Genomic DNA, 18,023 nt, shown 5'->3' on the forward strand with positions numbered 1-18,023 from the left:
CCCGCGCCGCGCCACGCAGTCCGCGGAACTCGGACGTGGCCAGCACGCCCGGATCGGTCTTGGCCATCAGGTCCAGCACGCCGATGGCCTCGAACGCCAGCTCCGACCCCACCAGGAACCGGGCCAGACCGAATCGCGCCTGCAGCGGAGCGCCCTTGCCCTTGAAGCCCTCCTCGGCGGCGGCCTGCTGGAGGGCATGGTAGCGGGCGAGAAAGCCGCCCTGGTCGGTCTTGGACCAGCCGTCGAAATCGATCAGCGCCGGCATGCCGGCCGTCTTGGGCAGGTCGAGCTGCTTGGCCGCGACGGATATGGACGGGACGGCCGGCGTGGGCGCGACCACGGGCGAAGACAGCGCCATACCCTGGGGTCGGCCGATGTGGACGATGTCGCCGTCGTTGCGGACAGTCAGGTCCTGGGTTCGCGGCGCCAGGGCCAGACCCTGGGCCGAGGCGAGCACGTCCGCCTCGATGAACTGCCTCGCCTGGGTCAGGCCTTTTGGCGGACCAAGGGCTGTGACCACCGCCAGACGATCCCCGACCGAAGGGTCCTTGATCCAGAACACCCCGGTGCCGCCCGGCATCTGGGCGGTCAGCTCAGCCGGGCTGGCGGCGACGTCGGCCTTGAGGGCGATCGCTGCGGGAAGGCTGTCGACGTTCGGGCCCAAGGCCAACGTCCATGCCCCACCCTGCACTGAGACGCTCGTCTGCACCGACTCCGGCGCGGTGATCCTGATCGCGGTGACATTCGCATCACCCACGTCGGTGATGCGCCCAGCCTGTGGCAGCCCGTGAGGCGCTTCGGAAAGGTCGAGTTCGGCCTTGGCGTCGAACACCACCCAGATCGCGTCGCCCCGCCGGAACACCGCGGCCCCCAGAGGCGCGCGCCAGTCGAAGTGCAACAACAGGGTCGCGTGCTTGAGTTCGGGCCGCAGCTTCACGACGCCGGACGCGGGGATCGGGTTGCTGCTGCGTTGCGGCGTCTGGTCGGCGGCGGTGGAAGCGGCGGGATCGGCGAACAGGTTGATATAGGTCCCCCCGTCGGCGCGACCGATCTTGGCCAAGGCGTCAGAGGCCAGCGTCAGGCGCAGCTCCAGACCCTGGGCGGTGCGCACAGCCGAGGCGCCCTTCAGGAAGCGCGGCGGTGCAACCCGGAGCTGGGCCAGGTTCGGCGGCGCAGCGTTGGCGAACCGCAGCACCAGGTCCGCGCCTTCTCGACGGACCGAGCGGGGCTGCAGGCCGTCGAATTCGATACGGGAGAAATCCTTGGCCTGGCCGACCTTGATCGTCAGGCCCGGCGCCTGCGCCGTAGCCACGGACGCAAATCCGCCACCGAGCGCGAGGCTCGCGCTCAGGACAAGACTGATCGCGGTCTGCGAACGCATCTAGGGGCTGAACTCCGAACGGAACTTTGGCACAATTGCGCACGCCGCCCTTAAGGCGGGTTAACAGGACGGTGGCCGCCACATGGCGTTGTCGTGACAATTTATCGCTATGGACACATTTGAGAGATGCCCGGCGGCTAACCAAAGGGCGGTCGAATCACCGACCAATTGGGAGACCTTAGACGTGAAATTGTTCATTTCCGCCCTCGTCGCCGTCGCCGCCCTAACCGCCACCGCCGCCTCGGCCGGCCCGATGCATCACCATGGCCATCGCATCTGCAGCATGCGTCACCATCATCGCGTCTGCATGTGGCGCTAGCCGCTAAGGGCGGCCTGACGGCCGCCCTACTCTACCCTTTGTGGATCAACCGACCTTCGGCGCGGAGGCGACACTTTTCGGAGCGACCGTCGTCGCGGGTGTCTTGGCGTCCTTCGCCGGTGTCGGCGTTGGCGCCAGCAGGGTCGTCGGGGATACGACCTTAGCCACAGCGGCGCTCTTCAACGGAGGCGTCGCGACGACGGGCGCGGGTTTGATCTGAGCCGCGACCACCTCATGCGGCGTCTTGCGTCGCGCACTTGCTTCGCGCCGGGGCTTGGCCCTGGCCTTTACCACCGGTGTCGGCGTCGGTGCGGTCGGGTCGGGCGTAGCCGCCGTCGCCACCACAGGAGCCGAAGCATGCTCGGCCGCCTGCATGGCGGTCTTCGCCGATTGGGCGCGCTGGGCGAGGCTTTCCGTCAGCTTCTTGGCCTCGACCGTCGGCATCTTGGCCAGGATCGCGGCCAGGGCCGCATCCTTCATCTTGGCGACCACGGCGATACGGACCTTGTCGTCCAGCGTCGCCATCACCGCCGCCGCGTCGGCGGGTTTCATCTTCTGATAGACGCTGGTCAGCCGGTCGACATCGGCTTGCTGCTGCTGATCGGCCTGCCCGAGCAGGGCCTGGATCTGGCCCTTCACCCCGTTCATCGCCTTGATCTTGGCGTCGACCTTGGCCTCGGCCGCGGCGAGCAGCTGGAGCTGGGTGTCGAACACCTTTTCCCGGTCGTCGAGCTGGCCTCGGCGCGTCTGCAGGTTCTGCAGCGTCTGCAGCTCCCCCGCCGACAAGCCCGCCTCGCGCGCCAGTTCCGCCGGGCTGACCGCACAGACGGGCGGCGGCTTGGGCGCGACGACGGCGACCTGGGGCGGCATGGCGGCCTTGGGCGCGGGCTTTGCGCCGGCGACGCCCTTGGGCGCCTCCGCGTGGGCGGACGCGACCGCCATCAGGTCCGGCAGGGCCTGGACGCCGTTCAGCGCCTTGACCGCCAGCACGCCCCCGATGGAGACGGCGATCAGCGGCAGCAGGCGAGGCATGGACTTCATCGGCGGTCATCCTTGCGGCCGCGCAGGGGGCCGAGATCGAGCGGTGCGTCCGGATCGAACAGGTCTTCGTCGAAGGCGGAGCGGGCTGGCGGACGGGTTCGTGCAGGCGGCGGCGTGAGCGGCGACCGAACCGACTCGCTTCTGCGGCTGACGGATGGCGGTGGCGGCGTGCGCCCTTCGGCCAGGGCGGCGATAGCCGCCAGCGAGCGTCCGCCCGGCGCGGCTTGAGGCGCCGGCGCGGCGCTCAATACGCGCTCGGCGGACAGGCTCGCATGCTCCAGCTTGAGGATCAGGCTTCGCGCGGTCTCGATCCGGGTCAGCAGCTGGTCGTGGGTGCTCTCGGAGGCGGCGCGCAGGTCGGCCAGACCCGCCTGGGCGCGCGCCGCGGCCTGATCCACGTCCGCCACGGCCTTGACGAAACTCGCCTGGCTATCGCGAAGCGCCTTCAGGCGTCCGTTGAGCCGCATCCCAAGCACCAGCGCGCTCATCAGCAGCGCAGCCAGCAGCGCATCCAGGCCGAGGGCGATCGGGCTCATCGGCCGCGCGCCCGGATGGCGTTGCGCGCCGCCAGCGTCAGCGGCGCCTCGACCCTGACCGCTATGTTCTGGTTTCGCCGCCCCATCCGTCCGTGGGTGAGCGGCACCAGGCCGGCCCGGATTTGCACCGGGCTGTCCGGCGTTGCGCCCAGCATCAGCACGTCGCCGACCTTCAGGTCCAGCACCCGCTTCAGGTCCATCTGCTGTTCCTCCAGCACGGCGCGCACCTCGACCTGGGTGGTCCACAGTTCGGTCGCCAGATGGCTTTCCCAGATGTGGTCGCGGCCGAACTTCTCGCCCATGAATTGTTGCAGCAGCATCTTGCGGATCGGCTCGAGCGTCGCGTAGGGCAGCAACAGCTCCAGCCGGCCGCCGCGATCCTCCATGTCGATGCGCAGCTTGACCAGGATGGCGGCGTTGGCGGGACGGCCGATGGCGGCGAAGCGGGGATTGGTCTCCAGCCGGTCGAGCTTGAAAGTCACCTTCGTCAGGGGTTCGAACGCCGCCTGGCAGTCGGCCAGCACGACCTCGACCAACCGCTGCACCAGCATCCGCTCGATAGTGGTGTAGGGCCGCCCCTCGATCCGCATGGCCGCGGCCCCGCGACGGCCGCCCAGCAGCACGTCGACGATGGAGTAGATCAGGTTCGAATCGACGGTCAGCAGGCCGTAGTTGTCCAGCTCCTCGGCCCGGAACACCGACAGGATCGCGGGCATGGGGATGGAGTTCAGATAATCGCCGAACCGGATCGAGGAGATGTTGTCCAGACTCACCTCGACGTTGTCGGAGGTGAAGTTACGCAGCGAGGTCGTCATCAACCGGACCAGCCGGTCGAACACGATCTCCAGCATCGGCAGGCGTTCGTAGGAGACCAGGGCGGAATTGATGATCGCCCGGACGCCGGTGCGTTCCCCGGCGTCCTCCTCGTTCATCTCGAAGCCGAGCAGGCTGTCGATCTCGTCCTGGTTCAACACGCGCTCGGGCGCGCCGTCGAACGCTTCCGCCTGTGCGGCGTCCCAGGCTTCCGGTGAGAGAGCGTCGGTCATTGAACCAGCATTTCCTGGATCAACACCGCATTCACCTTGGCCGGCGCGATCACGAGGTTCACCCGGCGCTGGATCTCCTGGCGGAGCTGATAGCTCCCCTGACTGCCGGCCAGGTCGTCAGGACGCAGTTCGCGCAGGAAGCTCTGGAACATGTCGTTCAGGCGCGGCGTCTCGGGCGCGATCGCCTCGGCGGCGTCCTCGTCGGACACCTCGAACGCCAGCTTCAGCTTGAGATAGGTCGGGCGACCGTCAGGGGACTGAATGTTCACCACCATGTCGGGCATGGTGTAGTAGACCACGCCGTCGGGACCCTGGCTGATTGGGTTGGGACCATCCTTCTTGCCCTCGGCGCCCTTGGCGGCAGGCTTTTTCGCGGGCTTCTTGGGCGCGGCGTGCGCCTTGGCCCCGCCGCCGCCCATCATCAGCACCGCCGCCGTCCCGCCGCCGCCCAGCACCACCACGGCCGCAGCGGCCCCGATGATGACGAGCTTCATCGGCAGCTTCTTCTTGCCTTCGACCGCTTCGCCTTCCGGCGCCCCATCGGTCTCGGCCTCCGCCGGCGGCTTCTTTTCCTTGGACATGCATCGGGCCCGTACGCGCGGAGATAGAGCGCCGCGCCGTCGAAGAGCATCTAGGCCCCGTCATGGTTAACGTTCGGTTTGGAATTGGCTTCAAACCGCCTGAGGGGCGGAATCTTCTGCCGGGGCCGAAAGCGCCCTAGGCGCCAGAATTAACCTTTTAGATCATTGATAAATATCATTATTTGTTGGCCCACGCCTTGCATGACCCCTTATCAAGGAGGCCCTCGGCATGGACAACGCAATCTACGTCGGACTGTCGCGGCAGATGACTCTGCAACGCCAGCTCGACGTCGCCGCCAGCAACATGGCCAATATGGACACCGCCGGCTTCAAGGTGGAGCACCTTCGCGTCGTCACCGATCCGGAAACGGCGCCTCATGCCTCCGCTGGATTTGGCCGCGCCGCGATCAAATACGCGCTGGACAACGGAGTCGGCCGCGATTTCAGCGAAGGCGCCCTGGAACATACCGGCGCCGTGTTCGACGTGGCGTTGGACGGGGCCGCCGGCTTCTTCAGCGTCCAGACCCCTCAGGGCGTCCAGTACACCCGCGACGGCCGATTCGGGACCAACGCGCAGAATCAGATCGTCGACCACGACGGCAACACCGTGCTGGACAATAGCGGCGGGGCGATCTCGGTCGATCCGACCAAGGCGGCGCCGGTGATCGGCAAGGACGGCACCGTCAGCCAGCAGGACGCCACCGGCCATCTGAACGTGATCGGCCGCATCGGAGTGACCCGCTTCGACAACCGCGGCGCGCTCTCCAAGGAGGGCGGCAACCGCTTCAGCGACTCCAGCGGCCAGGCCGGCGCCCAGACAGCGCGCGACGTCACCATGGACCAGGGCTTCGTGGAGAAATCCAACGTCAACGCCGTGGTCGAAGTGACCAGCCTCATCGACATCACCCGCGCCTACGAGCGCGTGCAGAACCTCATCACCTCCACCCAGGACTTGTCGACCAAGGCGATCGACGCCCTCGGCAAGATGAACTGAACAGGCGGAACCTAGATCATGAGAGCCCTTCGAATCGCCGCCACCGGCATGGCCGCCCAGCAGATGAACGTGGAGGTGATCTCCAACAACATCGCGAACATGAACACCGTCGGCTACAAGATGCAACGGGCCCAGTTCGAAGACTTGGTCTACGAGAACGTGCAGCGACCCGGCGCCCAGTCCTCCGACACCGGGACGGTGGTGCCGACCGGCATCCAGCTCGGCTCGGGTGTAAAGACCGGCACGGTGTACCGGATCACCACCCAGGGCTCGCCGACCTCGACCGGCAATAAGCTGGACATCGCCATCAACGGGCGCGGCTACATCCAGGTCCAGCTACCCTCGGGCGACATCGCCTACACCCGCGCCGGCAACCTGGCCCAAAACGACCAGGGCCAGATCGTGACGGCGGACGGCTATCAGGTCATCCCGCAGATGACCGTTCCCCAGACCGCGACCGACATCTCCATATCGGCCACAGGCCAGTTCCAGGTCACCATACCCGGTCAGGTCCAGACCCAGCAGATCGGCCAGCTCCAGCTCGCCACCTTCTTCAACGAGGCGGGGCTCGAAGCCACCGGCAACAACCTGTTCCTGCAGAGCGGTTCATCCGGCAATCCGGTCACCGGCAATCCCGGCGCGGTGGGTTTCGGCACCGTCCAGCAGGGCTTCACCGAAGCCTCCAACGTGGACCCGGTGAACGAGATCTCGTCGTTGATCGTCGCCCAGCGCGCCTACGAAATGAACTCCAAGGTCGTCACCTCGGCCGACCAGATGCTCCAGACCACCAACCAGATGAAGTCGTGAGGTCATGACCAAGCTTCTTTTCCTCCTGGCGTCCGGATCGGTCCTGCTCGCCGCGTCCGCCGCCCTGGCCGGCGAGCCGGTCAGCCTGCGCAGCAATGCGCTTGGGCACGGCGGGGTGGTCACGCTCGGCGACCTGTTCGACGGCGCAGCGGGATCGTCGGCCACGGTGGTGGTGGCGCGCTCGGCGCCCGGAACCCAGGCCGTGCTCGACTCCGGCGACGTCCAGCGCGCCGCCCACGCGGCCGGTCTGGATTGGGACAACACCCAGGGCCTGCGGCGGATCATCGTCAACATCGTCGCCGCCCCCCGCACGACGAGCGCAGGCTCAAGCCGTACGGCCCATCACCTGCGCGCCCCGGCCCAGGTCTTGGTCTATGCGCACAATATGATGGCGGGCGATGTGGTCGCCGCCTCCGACCTGGAGTGGAGCGCCGAAGCCGTCGCCGCCGACGACACCCCCCACGACGCGCAAGCCGTCATCGGCAAGGCTGCGCGCGGACCGCTCCGCGCCGGCGCGGCTGTGACCATCCACGAACTGGTCAATCCAAAGGTAGTCCGCCGCAACGACATGATCTCGGTCGACTTCTCAAGCGACGGAGTGACCCTCAGCCTGATCGGCAAGGCCATGGGCGACGCCTCGGCCGGCGACCCGATCGAGGTGATGAACACCAGCTCCAAGAAGATCATCCAGGCCATCGTCGTCGCCCCGGGCCGAGCCGTCGTCGGCCCCGCCGCCGAGGCCGTCCGCGCCAATCCCATCTTCCGCACCGCCGCCCTGCCCTGAGACCTGAGGCCCCGCCATGTCCTCCCGCCGCACCCTCCTGTTCGCCGTCGCCGCCCTGGCGCCGCTGGCCGCCTGTACAGCCATGAAGAACGCCACGGGCACGCCCGATATGAGCCCGATCACCTATCCCGCGGCGCTGGTGCCCAAGGCGCAAGAGGTCCTGGGCTCGCACGACGACAGCCCCCGCCCCGCCTCGGCCAACTCGCTTTGGCGCAACGGCGCGCGGACCTTCTTCCACGACCAGCGGGCGTCCAAGGTCGGCGACATCCTGACCATCAACGTCACCATCGCCGACAACGCCCAGCTCTCCAACGAGACCACCGCCAACCGGGCCGACACCGCCCAGGTCGGCTTCTCCAACCTGTTCGGGCTGGAGACCCTGCTGGCCCACGCCATACCGGGACTCAGCACCTCCAACCTGGTGAACACCAACTCGACCCTGACCCACGACGGCAAGGGCACGGTGCAGCGCTCCGAAAACCTGACCATGACCATCGCCGCGGTGGTGACCGGCGTGCTGCCCAACGGCAACCTGACCATCCAGGGCCGCCAGGAAGTGAGGGTCAATAACGAGCTGCGCGAGCTGACCGTGGCCGGCATCGTGCGTCCCGAGGACATCAGCAGCGGCAACACCATCAACCATACCCAGATCGCCGAGGCGCGGGTGTCCTACGGCGGCAAGGGCCAGATCACCCAGGTCCAGAAGACCCCGGCCGGCCAGGCCCTGGTCGCGCAATACTCCCCGTTCTAACGCAAAACGCCTCCCTCTCCTTTCCGGAGAGGGAGGCGTCGTTTTGAGGGGAGCGTCAAACCCGAAGGAGGTTAGGCCCGCAGGCCGCCCGTCTTGGCGCGATCCACGCCGAGGGTTTGCAGGGCGACGTTCACGATCGCTTCGGCGTCGAGTTGCGCCTCCGCGTACATCACTTCCGGCTTGTCCTGATCTTGGAAGTGGTCGGGAAGCGTCATGGTGCGCACCTTCAGGCCACGATCCAGCACGCCCCTGCTGGCCAGGAATTGCAGCACGAAGGCGCCGAAGCCGCCCATGGCGCCTTCCTCGATGGTGATCAGCGCCTCGTGCTCGCGGGCCAGGCGCAGGATCATCTCCTCGTCCAACGGCTTGGCGAAGCGGGCGTCCGCCACCGTGGTCGACAGGCCGCGCGCAGCCAATTGCTCGGCGGCAAGCAGGCTTTCCTGCAAGCGCGTGCCAAAGGAGAGGATGGCCAGCGCCGTGCCCTCGCGCACGATACGGCCCTTGCCGATCTCCAGCGGCGTGGCGAACTCGGGGATTTCCACGCCCACCCCGTCGCCGCGCGGATAGCGGAAGGCGGAGGGGCGGTCGTCGATAGCCACGGCGGTGGCGACCATGTGGGCCAGCTCCGCCTCATCGGCGGCGGCCATCAGCACCATGTTCGGCAGGGCGCCCATGAAGCCGATATCGAAGGAGCCCGCATGGGTCGGCCCGTCGGCGCCCACCAGCCCGGCGCGGTCCATGGCGAAGCGCACCGGCAGCTTCTGGATCGCCACGTCGTGCACGACCTGGTCGTAGCCGCGCTGCAGGAAGGTGGAGTAGATAGCCGCGAACGGCTTCATCCCGTCCGCCGCCATGCCGGCCGCGAAGGTCACGGCGTGCTGCTCGGCGATGCCCACATCGAAGGTGCGCTTGGGGAAGGTCTTGGCGAAGATGTCCAGGCCCGTGCCCGAGGGCATGGCGGCGGTGACGGCGACGATGCGGTCGTCCTTCTGGGCCTGCTTGACCAGTTCCGAGCCGAACACCTTGGTGTAGCTCGGCGCATTGGCCTTGGCCTTGCCCTGCTGGCCGGTGACGACGTCGAACTTGTTCACGCCGTGGTACTTGTCGGACGCGTTCTCGGCCGGGGCGTAGCCCTTGCCCTTCTGGGTCACGATGTGGACGACGACCGGCTGGTCCTTGATGTCGCGGACGTTCTTCAGGATCGGCACGAGCTGGTCGAGGTTGTGCCCGTCGATCGGCCCGACATAGTAGAAGCCCAGCTCCTCGAAGAAGGTGCCGCCGGTGACCATCCCGCGGCCGTACTCCTCGGCCTTGCGCGCGGCTTCCTTGAAGGGACGCGGCAGGTGGTCGGCCACGTTCTTGCCGAAGCGGCGGATGGTGCGGTAGGCGCCGCCCGACGCCAGGCCCGCCAGATAGGCGCTCATGCCGCCGACCGGGGGCGCGATCGACATGTCGTTGTCGTTGAGGATGACGATCAGCTGCTTGGTGGTCTCGGCGGCGTTGTTCATCGCCTCGTAGGCCATGCCTGCGCTCATCGAGCCGTCGCCGATCACGGCGATGACCTTGTTGTCCTCGCCCTTGGCGTCGCGCGCGGCGCAGAAGCCCAGCGCGGCCGAGATCGAGGTCGCGGCGTGCGCGGCGCCGAAGGGGTCGTACTCACTCTCCGCCCGCTTGGTGAAGCCGGACAGGCCGCCGCCCTGACGCAAGGTGCGGATTCGGTCGCGACGACCCGTGAGGATCTTGTGCGGATAGACCTGGTGGCCGACGTCCCAGACCAGGATGTCCTTGGGCGTCTCGAACACGTGGTGGAGGGCGACCGTCAGCTCGACCACGCCCAGGCCGGAGCCCAGGTGGCCTCCGGTGGTGGACACCGCGTCAATCATCTCCGCGCGCAACTCGTCGGCAAGCTGGCGAAGTTCGGGCGGGGTCAGTTTACGCGTGTCGACGGGGTACTGAACGGTATCCAAAAGGGGCGTATGCGGTGGCATCGGATCTCTGCGCCGGAAAAAACCGAGCTTAATTGCGGACTCAAGTGGTGCGGTCTAGCACGAAATCCACGCTCGCTCGAAGATATGCCGCCTTGGGACCAAAAAGGTCCAGATGGGCGCGGCATTGTTGCGACAGTATCTCCACCCGCTCGCCTGCCGCCTCGCGCCCGAGAAGGGTTACGAAATTGGCCTTTTCGGCCCCCCGCTTTTCGCTGCGGCTCCCCCGGCGGGGGCGAGTGTCGCGCTCATGATCGGTGAGGTCGTCGACGATCTGGTAGGCCAGACCGAAGTCATGGGCGAACCCCAGCAAGGCGTGGCGCTCGGCCTCGGTCGCACGGGCCAGCACCAGCGGCGCCTCCACGGCGAAGGCGATCAGCGAGCCGGTCTTCATCCGTTGCATTCGCGCCACGGTGCGCAGGTCCGCGCCCAGGCCCAGCAGGTCGAGCATCTGGCCGCCCGCCAGCCCTTTCGCCCCAGCCGCCAGGGCCAGTTTATGCACGAGCTGGGAGCGCACCACAGCCTCCGGGTGGGTGTCCGGGTGGGCCATGATCTCGAAGGCCGCCGAATGCAGGGCGTCTCCGGCCAGCACGGCGGTGGCCTCGTCATAGGCTGCATGAACAGTGGGTCGTCCATTACGGACTGGATCGTCGTCGAGCGCCGGCAGGTCGTCGTGGATCAGGCTGTAGGCGTGGATGCATTCCAGCGCGCAGGCGGCGCGCAGCACCGAACGCTCCGCCACGTCGAACAGGCGCGCGGTCTCCAGGGCGAAATACGGCCGCACCCGCCGCCCGGGTCCCAGCACGGCGTAGCGCATGGCCTCGACCAGCCGGCTTTCCGGTCCGTCGGTGCGCGGCAGCAGGGCGTCAAGGGCTACGGTGACGACGTCGGCCGCCTCGGCCATGCGCTGCTGGATGGTGGTGTGGCTCTGATCGAGGGTCTTCACGACGGAACCCCCCGGCCCAGCGATTCGGGGCGCGCGGGTAGCCGGAATGTCGCCCCTGTCGACATGCGAATCAGGCGAAGTCCGCCGGCTCGGCCCGGACGGCCTCGCCTTGGGGTCCGACGACGATCTTCTCAACCCGCAGCCTGGCGCTGGCCAGACGCGCTTCGCAATGGGCTTTCAGGGCGGCGCCGCGTTCGTAGATCTCGATCGAACGTTCAAGCGGGGCCTGACCGGACTCGAGTTCGGCGACGATCCGCTCAAGCTGCTCCAGCGCCTGCTCGAACGAAAGCTCGGAGATGTCCTTGGCCGCATCGGTCATGGGCAGACCCTAACGACCAAGGCTTCCCACGCCAAGTATCTCCAGGCGTTCAGGCGTCACGCGTTCCTATTCGCGCCTATTCGCGCCTATTCGCGCTCGAACCGGCGGGTCGCCCAGTACTTGAACCCGCGATCCTGCACGCAGCGCCAGCCGCGACGGCTGAGCTCCACGCCGACCATGCCGTTGAAGAAGCCATGGGCCAGGACCAGGACGTTCCGCCCCGCCTCGGCCTCCACGATCAGGCGCTCAGCCGCAGTGCGGGCCCGCGCCTGGGCCTGACGCCGCGTCTCCTGCCCGCGGTGATAGCCGAACCACCACAAGAAACGCGACACCACCCCCCAGGTCTTGGGGCTGAGCTTGACGAATCGCGGCGTGGCGGGCGCGGGCAGCGGGGCCTCGATGAACATCGGATCTTCCCGCACGGCCTTGCCGCCGGCCACGGCGCGGGCGGTTTCTATGGCGCGCAGGCGTATGGAGGCGAAGATCACATCGGCCCGCAGCGCATGGTCGATCAGCTCCTGCGGCGGGACCTGACCGGTGAGGATGCCCCCGGCCTCGTAGGTGGCCCACCAGCGGTCATAGCCGCGCGCGTCCAGCTTCAACCGGCGAGACAGGGCGGGCTCGCCGTGGCGCGCCAAGACGATGGCGCCGGATTTGGAACCTTCGGAATTTGATTCGCCGGGCCCGGACACGCCGGATGGGCCGGTCGCGGCGCGGGTCTGCGTCGGGGGATCGGTCGGGCTGGTCATGTCGCGAAAGGCACAGCCCCGGTAGGCGTTGAGGGCCCGCCGTCGAGCGCCGAGGCGTTCAAGCCCTCACCCCTCCGCCAAGGCCCGCACATGCGCCGTGGCCGAACGGCCCAGCGCTTCGAGGTCGTAGCCGCCCTCCAGCGACGACACAACCCTTCCCCCGCAACGGCTCCGCGCAACCTCGAGGATGGCGCGGGTCGCCCAGGCGAAATCCTCCGCCTCCAGGGTCTGCTGCGCCAGGGGGTCGCGGCGGTGGGCGTCGAACCCGGCCGAGACCAGGATCAGGTCCGGCGCGAAAGCGTCCACCGCCGGCATCAGCCTGTCGGCGAACAGCCGCCGCCACAGTTCGCGCGGCGCCTCCGGCGGCGTGGTGGCGTTGACCACATTGCCCACGCCGGTCTCGGAAGGGTCGCCGGTGCCGGGATAGAGCGGCGACTGGTGGATGGAGGCGAACATCAGCTTCGGATCGGTCTCGAACACCGACTGGGTGCCGTTGCCGTGGTGCACGTCGAAATCCACCACCGCCACCCGCCGGAAACCTTCCGCCTGGGCGACCCGCGCGGCGATGGCGACGGTCGAGAACAGGCAGAATCCCATCGGCGCGGCGGCCTCGGCATGGTGGCCCGGCGGACGAACCGCGCAGAAGGCGCGCGTCGCCTCGCCCTTGCCCACCCGCCGCACCGCCGCCGTCGCCGCACCCGCCGCTCTCAGCGCCGCGTTCAGGCTGCCAGGCGACATGAAGGTGTCGGGATCGAGCGCCGCCAGTCCCTCGGCGGGTGATTCGGCGTAGAGACGATCAACGTAGGCCGTGGGGTGCACGCGCTCCAGGTCGGCCCGCGAAACCGGAAGCGCTTCGACCATGTCGAGGTCCAGCCGGGCGTCGGCCAGGGCGTCCAGCACGGCCTTCAGCCGCTCGGGCCGTTCGGCGTGGCCGGGGCCTGGATGGTGGCCCAGCATATCGGGATGGGTGAAGACGGGCAGGCTCACAGACACCCTCTCGCCGCGACGCGGACTGAACGTGATGCTTTCAGGCAATCTAGCATGGCGTCGAGGGAGCCGATAAAGCGCGCCCATGTCCAGCGCGCTCCTGTCCAAGTTCGTCATCCGCCTCGCCACGCCGGAAGATGCGGCGCGGCTGTCCGAACTTTCCCACCTGACCTTCCGCGAGACCTTCCTGGAGGGGTTCGCCATCCCCTACCCACCCGAGGACATGGAGGTGTTCGTGGAGGCTTCCTACAGCCTGGAGGCGACGGTGGAGCGTCTGGCCGACCCGGCCCAGATCACTTGGATCGCCGAGGTCGACGGGGCGCCCATCGCCTACGCCAATGCGGGCCCCTGCCATCTGCCCCACCCCGAGGCGCAGGGCGGTCACGGCGAGCTGTACCGGATCTATGTCGCCCGCGACGCCCAGGGCCTGGGCGTGGGAACCGCCTTGCTCGATATCGCCCTGGCGTGGCTGGAACAGACGTTCGAAGGGCCGTTATGGCTGGGCGTCTGGTCGGGCAACGTGAAGGCCCAGCGCCTCTATGCCGCCTATGGGTTCACCAAGGCAGGCGAGTACGAATTCCCCGTCGGCGCCTGGCGCGACCACGAGTTCATCTTCCGGCGAGGGTAGAAGGAGCTGCGTGCTTCGAGGCCCCCAGCTCTCCTTCTCCCCTTGCGGGAGAAGGAAGGGGCCCGCATGTCGACAGACGCGTGGGAAGGTTGAGGGGTCGACGCACGCTTATCGGCTTATGGCGGCGCGACCCCTCACCCTCCCAGCCCAAGGCTGGGCCCCTCCCTCTCCCGCAAGGGGAGAGGGATAAGATACTCAGTGATTGTCCCGCGGCACGCCGAAGGTTTCGGCCACCCGCTGGAACTTCACTGCGGTCTCCAGCACCATGCCGTCGCCCATCTGGCCCGTCAGCCCCCGCTGGATCTCCTGCCAGGGGGTCTGCGACGCCGGATACGGATAGCCGCCGGCCGCTTCCAAGGCCTTGCGGCGCTCGGCGAGCTCGGCGTCGGAGATCAGGATATTGGCCTGACCCTTCCCCAGGTCGATGCGCACCCGGTCGCCCGTCCGCAGCACGCCGAGGTTGCCCCCGGCGGCGGCCTCCGGCGAGGCGTTCAGGATCGAGGGCGAGGCCGAGGTGCCCGACTGGCGCCCATCGCCGATGCACGGCAGCGAGGTCACGCCCTTTTTGATCAGGTAGGCGGGCGGGCGCATGTTCACGACCTCGGCCGCCCCCGGATAGCCGATCGGGCCCGCCCCGCGCATGAACAACAGGGTGGTCTCGTCGATCTTCAGCGCCGGATCGTCGATCCGGTGGTGGTAGTCCTCGGGCCCGTCGAAAACGACCGCCGGCCCTTCGAAAGCCTCCGGGTCGTCGGGATTGGACAGGTATCGCTCGCGGAATTCCGGCGCGATCACGCTGGTCTTCATGATGGCGTTGTCGAACAGGTTGCCGCGCAACACCACGAAGCCGGCCTCGGCCTTCATCGGCTTGTCGAAGCTGCGGATCACTTCGGGGGTGACGATCTCGCGCCCACGGCAGTTGTCGCCGATGGTCTTGCCGTTGGCGGTGAGCGCGTCCTCGCGGATCAGCCCATGCTTCATCAGCTCGTTGACCACCGCCGGCACCCCGCCCGCGTGGTGATAGTCCTCGCCCAGGTACTCGCCCGCCGGCTGCAGGTTCACCAGCAGCGGCACCTTGTGGCCGTAGTCCTGCCAGTCCTGAAGGTCGAGCTGCACGCCCATGTGCCGGGAGATCGCCGCCAAGTGGATCGGCGCGTTGGTCGAGCCGCCGATGGCGGAGTTGACCACGATGGCGTTGAGGAAGGCGTCGCGGGTCATGATGTCGGACGGCTTCAGGTCCTCGCGCACCATGTCCACGATCCGCTTGCCGGTCAGGTAGGCCACCTGCTGGCGCTCGCGGTACGGGGCGGGAATGGCGGCTGAGCCCGGAAGCTGCATCCCCAGCGCCTCGGCCAGCGAGTTCATGGTCGTGGCCGTGCCCATGGTGTTGCAATAGCCGGTGGAGGGGGCGGACGACGCGACCAGCTCCACGAAGCCTGGATAGTCGAGCTCGCCCGCCGCCATCATCTGGCGCGCCTTCCACACGATGGTGCCCGACCCGGTGCGCTCGCCCTTGTGCCAGCCATTCAGCATCGGCCCGACCGACAGCGCGATGGCCGGCAGGTTCACCGTCGCCGCCGCCATCAGGCAGGCGGGCGTGGTCTTGTCGCAGCCGATGGTCAGCACCACCCCGTCCAGCGGATAGCCGTAGAGCACCTCGACCAGGCCCAGATAGGCCAGGTTGCGGTCCAGTCCCGCGGTCGGGCGCTTGCCCGTCTCCTGGATCGGATGGACCGGGAACTCGATGGCGATGCCGCCAGCCTCGCGGATGCCCTCGCGGATACGGTCGGCCAGGACGATGTGGTGCCGGTTGCAAGGCGACAGGTCCGAGCCGGTCTGGGCGATGCCGATGATCGGCTTGCCGGACTGCAGCTCCTCGCGGGTCAGGCCATAGTTAAGGTAGCGCTCCAGATAGAGCGCGGTCATGTCCGGATTGGCGGGGTTGTCAAACCAGGCGCGCGAACGCAGCCGGCGAGGATGGGCGTCTGACGGAACAGTGGAATCGTACATGTCGGCCTATCGTGAACCGGGACCAGGACCTCGATCTTTGCACCACCCGCTCGCGAAATGGGATGAAGCTTCGACTTGACCCTAGCCCTCGCTCGTTTTGTATGATGATTGGATAAGGCCGTCCGCCTCGCCTGTCGAGGGGATAGCGGCGAGTTAGGTTGGAGGAAGACCGCGTGCGTCTGGTGCAGCTTAAAACGGTGGGGGGCGAGCGCGCCGTGGTGGTCTCCGATCCATCGGGCGCGCGGCGCGTGAAGGGCGTGGAGAACGTCTACGCGTTGGCCATAGAGGCGATCGCCGAGGGTGAGACCCTGACGCAGATCGTCCAGGCGCACGGGCTGGGCGAAGCTGTGGACCTGGACGCCGCCCTGGCCGAGAGCCGGGTGCTGGCGCCGATCGATCATCCCGATCCCGCCCACATGCAGCTGACCGGCACCGGCCTGACCCACCTTGGCTCCGCCGACGCACGCGACAGGATGCACAGGTCGACGGCCCAGGCCGAGGGGCTGACCGATTCGATGAAGATGTTCCGCATGGGGCTCGAAGGCGGAAAGCCGGCCGCTGGCGAGGTCGGCGTACAGCCGGAGTGGTTCTACAAGGGCGACGGCTCCAGCGTCATCGCGCCGGAGGCTTCGTTCCAGAGCCCCAATTTCGCGCTGGACGGCGGCGAGGAGCCCGAGATCGCGGGCGTCTACGTCATCGCCCCCGACGGGACGCCCTGCCGCCTGGGCTTCACCCTTGGCAACGAGTTCTCCGATCACGTGACCGAGCGCCAGAACTACCTGTTCCTGGCCCATTCCAAGCTGCGCAACGCCTCGTTCGGGCCAGAACTTCGTCTTGGCGAGCTGCCGGGCGATGTGCGTGGCGCTAGCCGCATCCGCCGCGCCGGCAGGGTGATATGGGAAAAGCCCTTCCTCTCCGGCGAAGAGAACATGTCCCACACCATCGCCAACCTGGAGCACCACCACTTCAAATACGCCCAATTCCGTAGGCCGGGCGACGTGCACGTCCACTTCTTCGGCACCGCCACCCTGTCTTTCAACGACGGGATCAAGGCGGAGCCGGGCGACGTGTTCGAGATCGAGGTGGAGGCGTTCGGCAGGCCGCTACGCAACGCCCTGGCCGTGGCGCCAGCGCTCCAAGCCGTCGTCCGGGCGCTCTGAGAGGTCTGATGTCCCCCATTCGCCTCGTCATCGTCGGCATCGGCAAGATCGTCCGCGACCAGCACATCCCCAATATCGAGAAGAACCCACGCTTCGTGCTGGCCGGCGGGGTCAGCCCGCACTCGATCCTTGAAGACACCCCAATGTTCAAGGACCTGGACGCTCTGTTCGCGAGCGGAACCGAGTTCGACGCGGCGGCGGTCTGCACCCCGCCGCAGGTTCGCCACGGCCTGGCGCGCCAGTTGCTGCTGGCCGGCAAGCATGTGTTCTTGGAAAAGCCGCCCGGCGCCACGGTCAGCGAGGTCGAGGACCTGGCCCAGACGGCGAAGGACAAGGGCCTGTCCCTGTTCGCCTCCTGGCATTCGCGCCAGGCGCCGGGGGTCGAACCCGCCGCCGAGTGGCTGAAGGGCCGCAAGCTGAAGGAGGTCGAGATCGTCTGGCGCGAGGACGTGCGCCATTGGCATCCCGGCCAGGAATGGGTGTGGAAGGCCGGCGGGCTGGGCGTATTCGATCCGGGGATCAACGCCCTGTCGATCGCCACCCGCATCCTGCCGCCCTTCTTCGTGCGCAAGGCCGACCTGGAGTTCCCGAGCAACTGCGAGGCGCCCATCGCCGCGCGGATCGACTACGAGCTCGACGGCGGCGGCCCGATGAGTTCCGATTTCGACTGGCGCCAGACCGGCCCGCAGACCTGGGACATCCGCGTCGACACCCAGGACGGCGGCGCGCTTCGCCTGTCGAAGGGCGGAACGGAACTGACGATCGACGGCCACGCGGTGGATGTCGGCCCCGAGCGCGAATACGGCGCCCTCTACGACCGTTTTGCGGACGTGGTCGAGGCGGGTGAATTAGACGCGGACGTGCGGCCGCTGCAACAGGTGGCCGACGCCTTCCTGCTCGGCCGACGCATCGAGACCGAAGCCTTTTACGATCCGGCGCGCTAGGCTGGCGCCGCAACCAAAAACATAAAGATGCCCGAGTGGGCGCGGGAGGAAGATG

General features: G+C 67.8%; 18 protein-coding genes and 1 pseudogene. 8 read left to right on the plus strand and 11 right to left on the minus strand.

The genetic code is table 11. The annotated features are described in order from the left end of the window. A pseudogene (locus GSQ87_RS08710) lies at window positions 1-1,312 on the minus strand (endoglucanase); the annotation flags it as partial. Between the two features lie 253 nt (window positions 1,313-1,565). Here GSQ87_RS08710 and GSQ87_RS22940 point away from each other — a divergent pair. Continuing rightward, a complete protein-coding gene (locus tag GSQ87_RS22940) occupies window positions 1,566-1,700 on the plus strand; it encodes a hypothetical protein (protein WP_256375880.1) in 135 nt (44 codons plus the stop codon). A gap of 45 nt (window positions 1,701-1,745) precedes the next feature. Here GSQ87_RS22940 and GSQ87_RS08715 read toward each other — a convergent pair whose 3' ends face one another. From GSQ87_RS08715 to GSQ87_RS08730, 4 genes are read right to left on the minus strand one after another with little or no spacing between them, the layout of a single operon-like run. Further along, window positions 1,746-2,741: a MotE family protein gene (locus tag GSQ87_RS08715; protein ID WP_158915096.1), complete on the minus strand. Its 996-nt coding sequence runs from the start codon at window positions 2,739-2,741 to the stop codon at window positions 1,746-1,748. Then, window positions 2,738-3,277 (minus strand): DUF6468 domain-containing protein, encoded by a 540-nt coding sequence (locus GSQ87_RS08720; RefSeq protein ID WP_158915097.1) that lies wholly within the window; start codon window positions 3,275-3,277, stop codon window positions 2,738-2,740. The genes GSQ87_RS08715 and GSQ87_RS08720 overlap by 4 nt, the downstream gene beginning before the upstream one ends. Continuing rightward, the gene (fliM, locus tag GSQ87_RS08725; protein ID WP_158915098.1) at window positions 3,274-4,323 is read right to left on the minus strand and encodes a flagellar motor switch protein FliM; all 1,050 of its coding nucleotides are present in this window, start codon (window positions 4,321-4,323) and stop codon (window positions 3,274-3,276) included. The genes GSQ87_RS08720 and fliM overlap by 4 nt, the downstream gene beginning before the upstream one ends. Next, window positions 4,320-4,904, minus strand: a complete 585-nt coding sequence (locus GSQ87_RS08730) for a flagellar basal body-associated FliL family protein (protein WP_158915099.1) — start codon at window positions 4,902-4,904, stop codon at window positions 4,320-4,322. Before GSQ87_RS08730 ends, fliM begins: the two co-directional genes overlap by 4 nt. Before the next feature lie 229 nt (window positions 4,905-5,133). On the opposite strand from GSQ87_RS08730, the gene GSQ87_RS08735 reads away from it, so the two are divergent. Genes GSQ87_RS08735 through flgH form a run of 4 tightly spaced genes read left to right on the plus strand, consistent with a single transcriptional unit; the run spans window position 5,134 to window position 8,240 of the window. Then, a complete protein-coding gene (locus GSQ87_RS08735) occupies window positions 5,134-5,898 on the plus strand; it encodes a flagellar hook-basal body complex protein (protein WP_158915100.1) in 765 nt (254 codons plus the stop codon). Window positions 5,899-5,916: 18 nt separating this feature from the next. Beyond that, window positions 5,917-6,705, plus strand: a complete 789-nt coding sequence (gene flgG / locus GSQ87_RS08740; protein ID WP_158915101.1) for a flagellar basal-body rod protein FlgG — start codon at window positions 5,917-5,919, stop codon at window positions 6,703-6,705. Window positions 6,706-6,709: 4 nt separating this feature from the next. Continuing rightward, complete coding sequence (flgA, locus tag GSQ87_RS08745) at window positions 6,710-7,489, plus strand: flagellar basal body P-ring formation chaperone FlgA (protein WP_158915102.1); 780 nt, start codon at window positions 6,710-6,712, stop codon at window positions 7,487-7,489. Window positions 7,490-7,505: 16 nt separating this feature from the next. Beyond that, window positions 7,506-8,240, plus strand: a complete 735-nt coding sequence (gene flgH / locus GSQ87_RS08750) for a flagellar basal body L-ring protein FlgH (protein WP_158915103.1) — start codon at window positions 7,506-7,508, stop codon at window positions 8,238-8,240. A gap of 71 nt (window positions 8,241-8,311) precedes the next feature. On the opposite strand, the gene dxs is transcribed toward flgH, so the two are convergent. The 5 genes from dxs to GSQ87_RS08775 all read right to left on the minus strand — a co-directional run bounded on the left by dxs (window position 8,312) and on the right by GSQ87_RS08775 (window position 13,226). Beyond that, on the minus strand, window positions 8,312-10,228 hold the full coding sequence (gene dxs, locus GSQ87_RS08755) for a 1-deoxy-D-xylulose-5-phosphate synthase (protein ID WP_158915104.1): 1,917 nt from the start codon (window positions 10,226-10,228) through the stop codon (window positions 8,312-8,314). A 40-nt stretch (window positions 10,229-10,268) separates the two neighbouring features. After that, window positions 10,269-11,129, minus strand: coding sequence for a polyprenyl synthetase family protein (locus GSQ87_RS08760; protein WP_158917476.1), 861 nt, complete (start codon window positions 11,127-11,129; stop codon window positions 10,269-10,271). 112 nt (window positions 11,130-11,241) lie between these two features. Further along, on the minus strand, window positions 11,242-11,490 hold the full coding sequence (locus GSQ87_RS08765) for an exodeoxyribonuclease VII small subunit (protein ID WP_158915105.1): 249 nt from the start codon (window positions 11,488-11,490) through the stop codon (window positions 11,242-11,244). Window positions 11,491-11,576: 86 nt separating this feature from the next. Further along, window positions 11,577-12,239: a histidine phosphatase family protein gene (locus GSQ87_RS08770; RefSeq protein ID WP_158915106.1), complete on the minus strand. Its 663-nt coding sequence runs from the start codon at window positions 12,237-12,239 to the stop codon at window positions 11,577-11,579. 66 nt (window positions 12,240-12,305) lie between these two features. Next, entirely contained in the window at window positions 12,306-13,226 is a 921-nt protein-coding gene (locus GSQ87_RS08775; RefSeq protein WP_158915107.1) for a histone deacetylase family protein, read from the minus strand. Between the two features lie 85 nt (window positions 13,227-13,311). Here GSQ87_RS08775 and GSQ87_RS08780 point away from each other — a divergent pair, with 85 nt between their 5' ends. Further along, window positions 13,312-13,854, plus strand: coding sequence for a GNAT family N-acetyltransferase (locus tag GSQ87_RS08780; protein ID WP_174241418.1), 543 nt, complete (start codon window positions 13,312-13,314; stop codon window positions 13,852-13,854). A gap of 195 nt (window positions 13,855-14,049) precedes the next feature. Here GSQ87_RS08780 and GSQ87_RS08785 read toward each other — a convergent pair whose 3' ends face one another. Next, window positions 14,050-15,864, minus strand: coding sequence for an IlvD/Edd family dehydratase (locus GSQ87_RS08785; RefSeq protein ID WP_158915108.1), 1,815 nt, complete (start codon window positions 15,862-15,864; stop codon window positions 14,050-14,052). Window positions 15,865-16,037: 173 nt separating this feature from the next. Here GSQ87_RS08785 and araD1 point away from each other — a divergent pair, with 173 nt between their 5' ends. Both araD1 and GSQ87_RS08795 read left to right on the plus strand, forming a co-directional pair. Further along, on the plus strand, window positions 16,038-17,024 hold the full coding sequence (gene araD1, locus GSQ87_RS08790; protein WP_158915109.1) for an AraD1 family protein: 987 nt from the start codon (window positions 16,038-16,040) through the stop codon (window positions 17,022-17,024). A gap of 8 nt (window positions 17,025-17,032) precedes the next feature. Next, complete coding sequence (locus tag GSQ87_RS08795; protein ID WP_158915110.1) at window positions 17,033-17,968, plus strand: Gfo/Idh/MocA family protein; 936 nt, start codon at window positions 17,033-17,035, stop codon at window positions 17,966-17,968. Window positions 17,969-18,023 lie beyond the last annotated feature (55 nt).

This window comes from Caulobacter sp. S45 (assembly GCF_009765965.1).
Lineage (GTDB): Bacteria > Pseudomonadota > Alphaproteobacteria > Caulobacterales > Caulobacteraceae > CAHJWH01.

Coding starts and splice junctions, on each gene's coding strand:
- GSQ87_RS08715 (WP_158915096.1), bottom strand. CDS start 2,741: ATGAAGTCCATGCCTCGCCTGCTGCCGCTGATCGCCGTCTCCATCGGG.
- GSQ87_RS08720 (WP_158915097.1), bottom strand. CDS start 3,277: ATGAGCCCGATCGCCCTCGGCCTGGATGCGCTGCTGGCTGCGCTGCTG.
- fliM (WP_158915098.1), bottom strand. CDS start 4,323: ATGACCGACGCTCTCTCACCGGAAGCCTGGGACGCCGCACAGGCGGAA.
- GSQ87_RS08730 (WP_158915099.1), bottom strand. CDS start 4,904: ATGTCCAAGGAAAAGAAGCCGCCGGCGGAGGCCGAGACCGATGGGGCG.
- GSQ87_RS08735 (WP_158915100.1), top strand. CDS start 5,134: ATGGACAACGCAATCTACGTCGGACTGTCGCGGCAGATGACTCTGCAA.
- flgG (WP_158915101.1), top strand. CDS start 5,917: ATGAGAGCCCTTCGAATCGCCGCCACCGGCATGGCCGCCCAGCAGATG.
- flgA (WP_158915102.1), top strand. CDS start 6,710: ATGACCAAGCTTCTTTTCCTCCTGGCGTCCGGATCGGTCCTGCTCGCC.
- flgH (WP_158915103.1), top strand. CDS start 7,506: ATGTCCTCCCGCCGCACCCTCCTGTTCGCCGTCGCCGCCCTGGCGCCG.
- dxs (WP_158915104.1), bottom strand. CDS start 10,228: ATGCCACCGCATACGCCCCTTTTGGATACCGTTCAGTACCCCGTCGAC.
- GSQ87_RS08760 (WP_158917476.1), bottom strand. CDS start 11,129: ATGGCCGAGGCGGCCGACGTCGTCACCGTAGCCCTTGACGCCCTGCTG.
- GSQ87_RS08765 (WP_158915105.1), bottom strand. CDS start 11,490: ATGACCGATGCGGCCAAGGACATCTCCGAGCTTTCGTTCGAGCAGGCG.
- GSQ87_RS08770 (WP_158915106.1), bottom strand. CDS start 12,239: ATGACCAGCCCGACCGATCCCCCGACGCAGACCCGCGCCGCGACCGGC.
- GSQ87_RS08780 (WP_174241418.1), top strand. CDS start 13,312: ATGTCCAGCGCGCTCCTGTCCAAGTTCGTCATCCGCCTCGCCACGCCG.
- GSQ87_RS08785 (WP_158915108.1), bottom strand. CDS start 15,864: ATGTACGATTCCACTGTTCCGTCAGACGCCCATCCTCGCCGGCTGCGT.
- GSQ87_RS08795 (WP_158915110.1), top strand. CDS start 17,033: ATGTCCCCCATTCGCCTCGTCATCGTCGGCATCGGCAAGATCGTCCGC.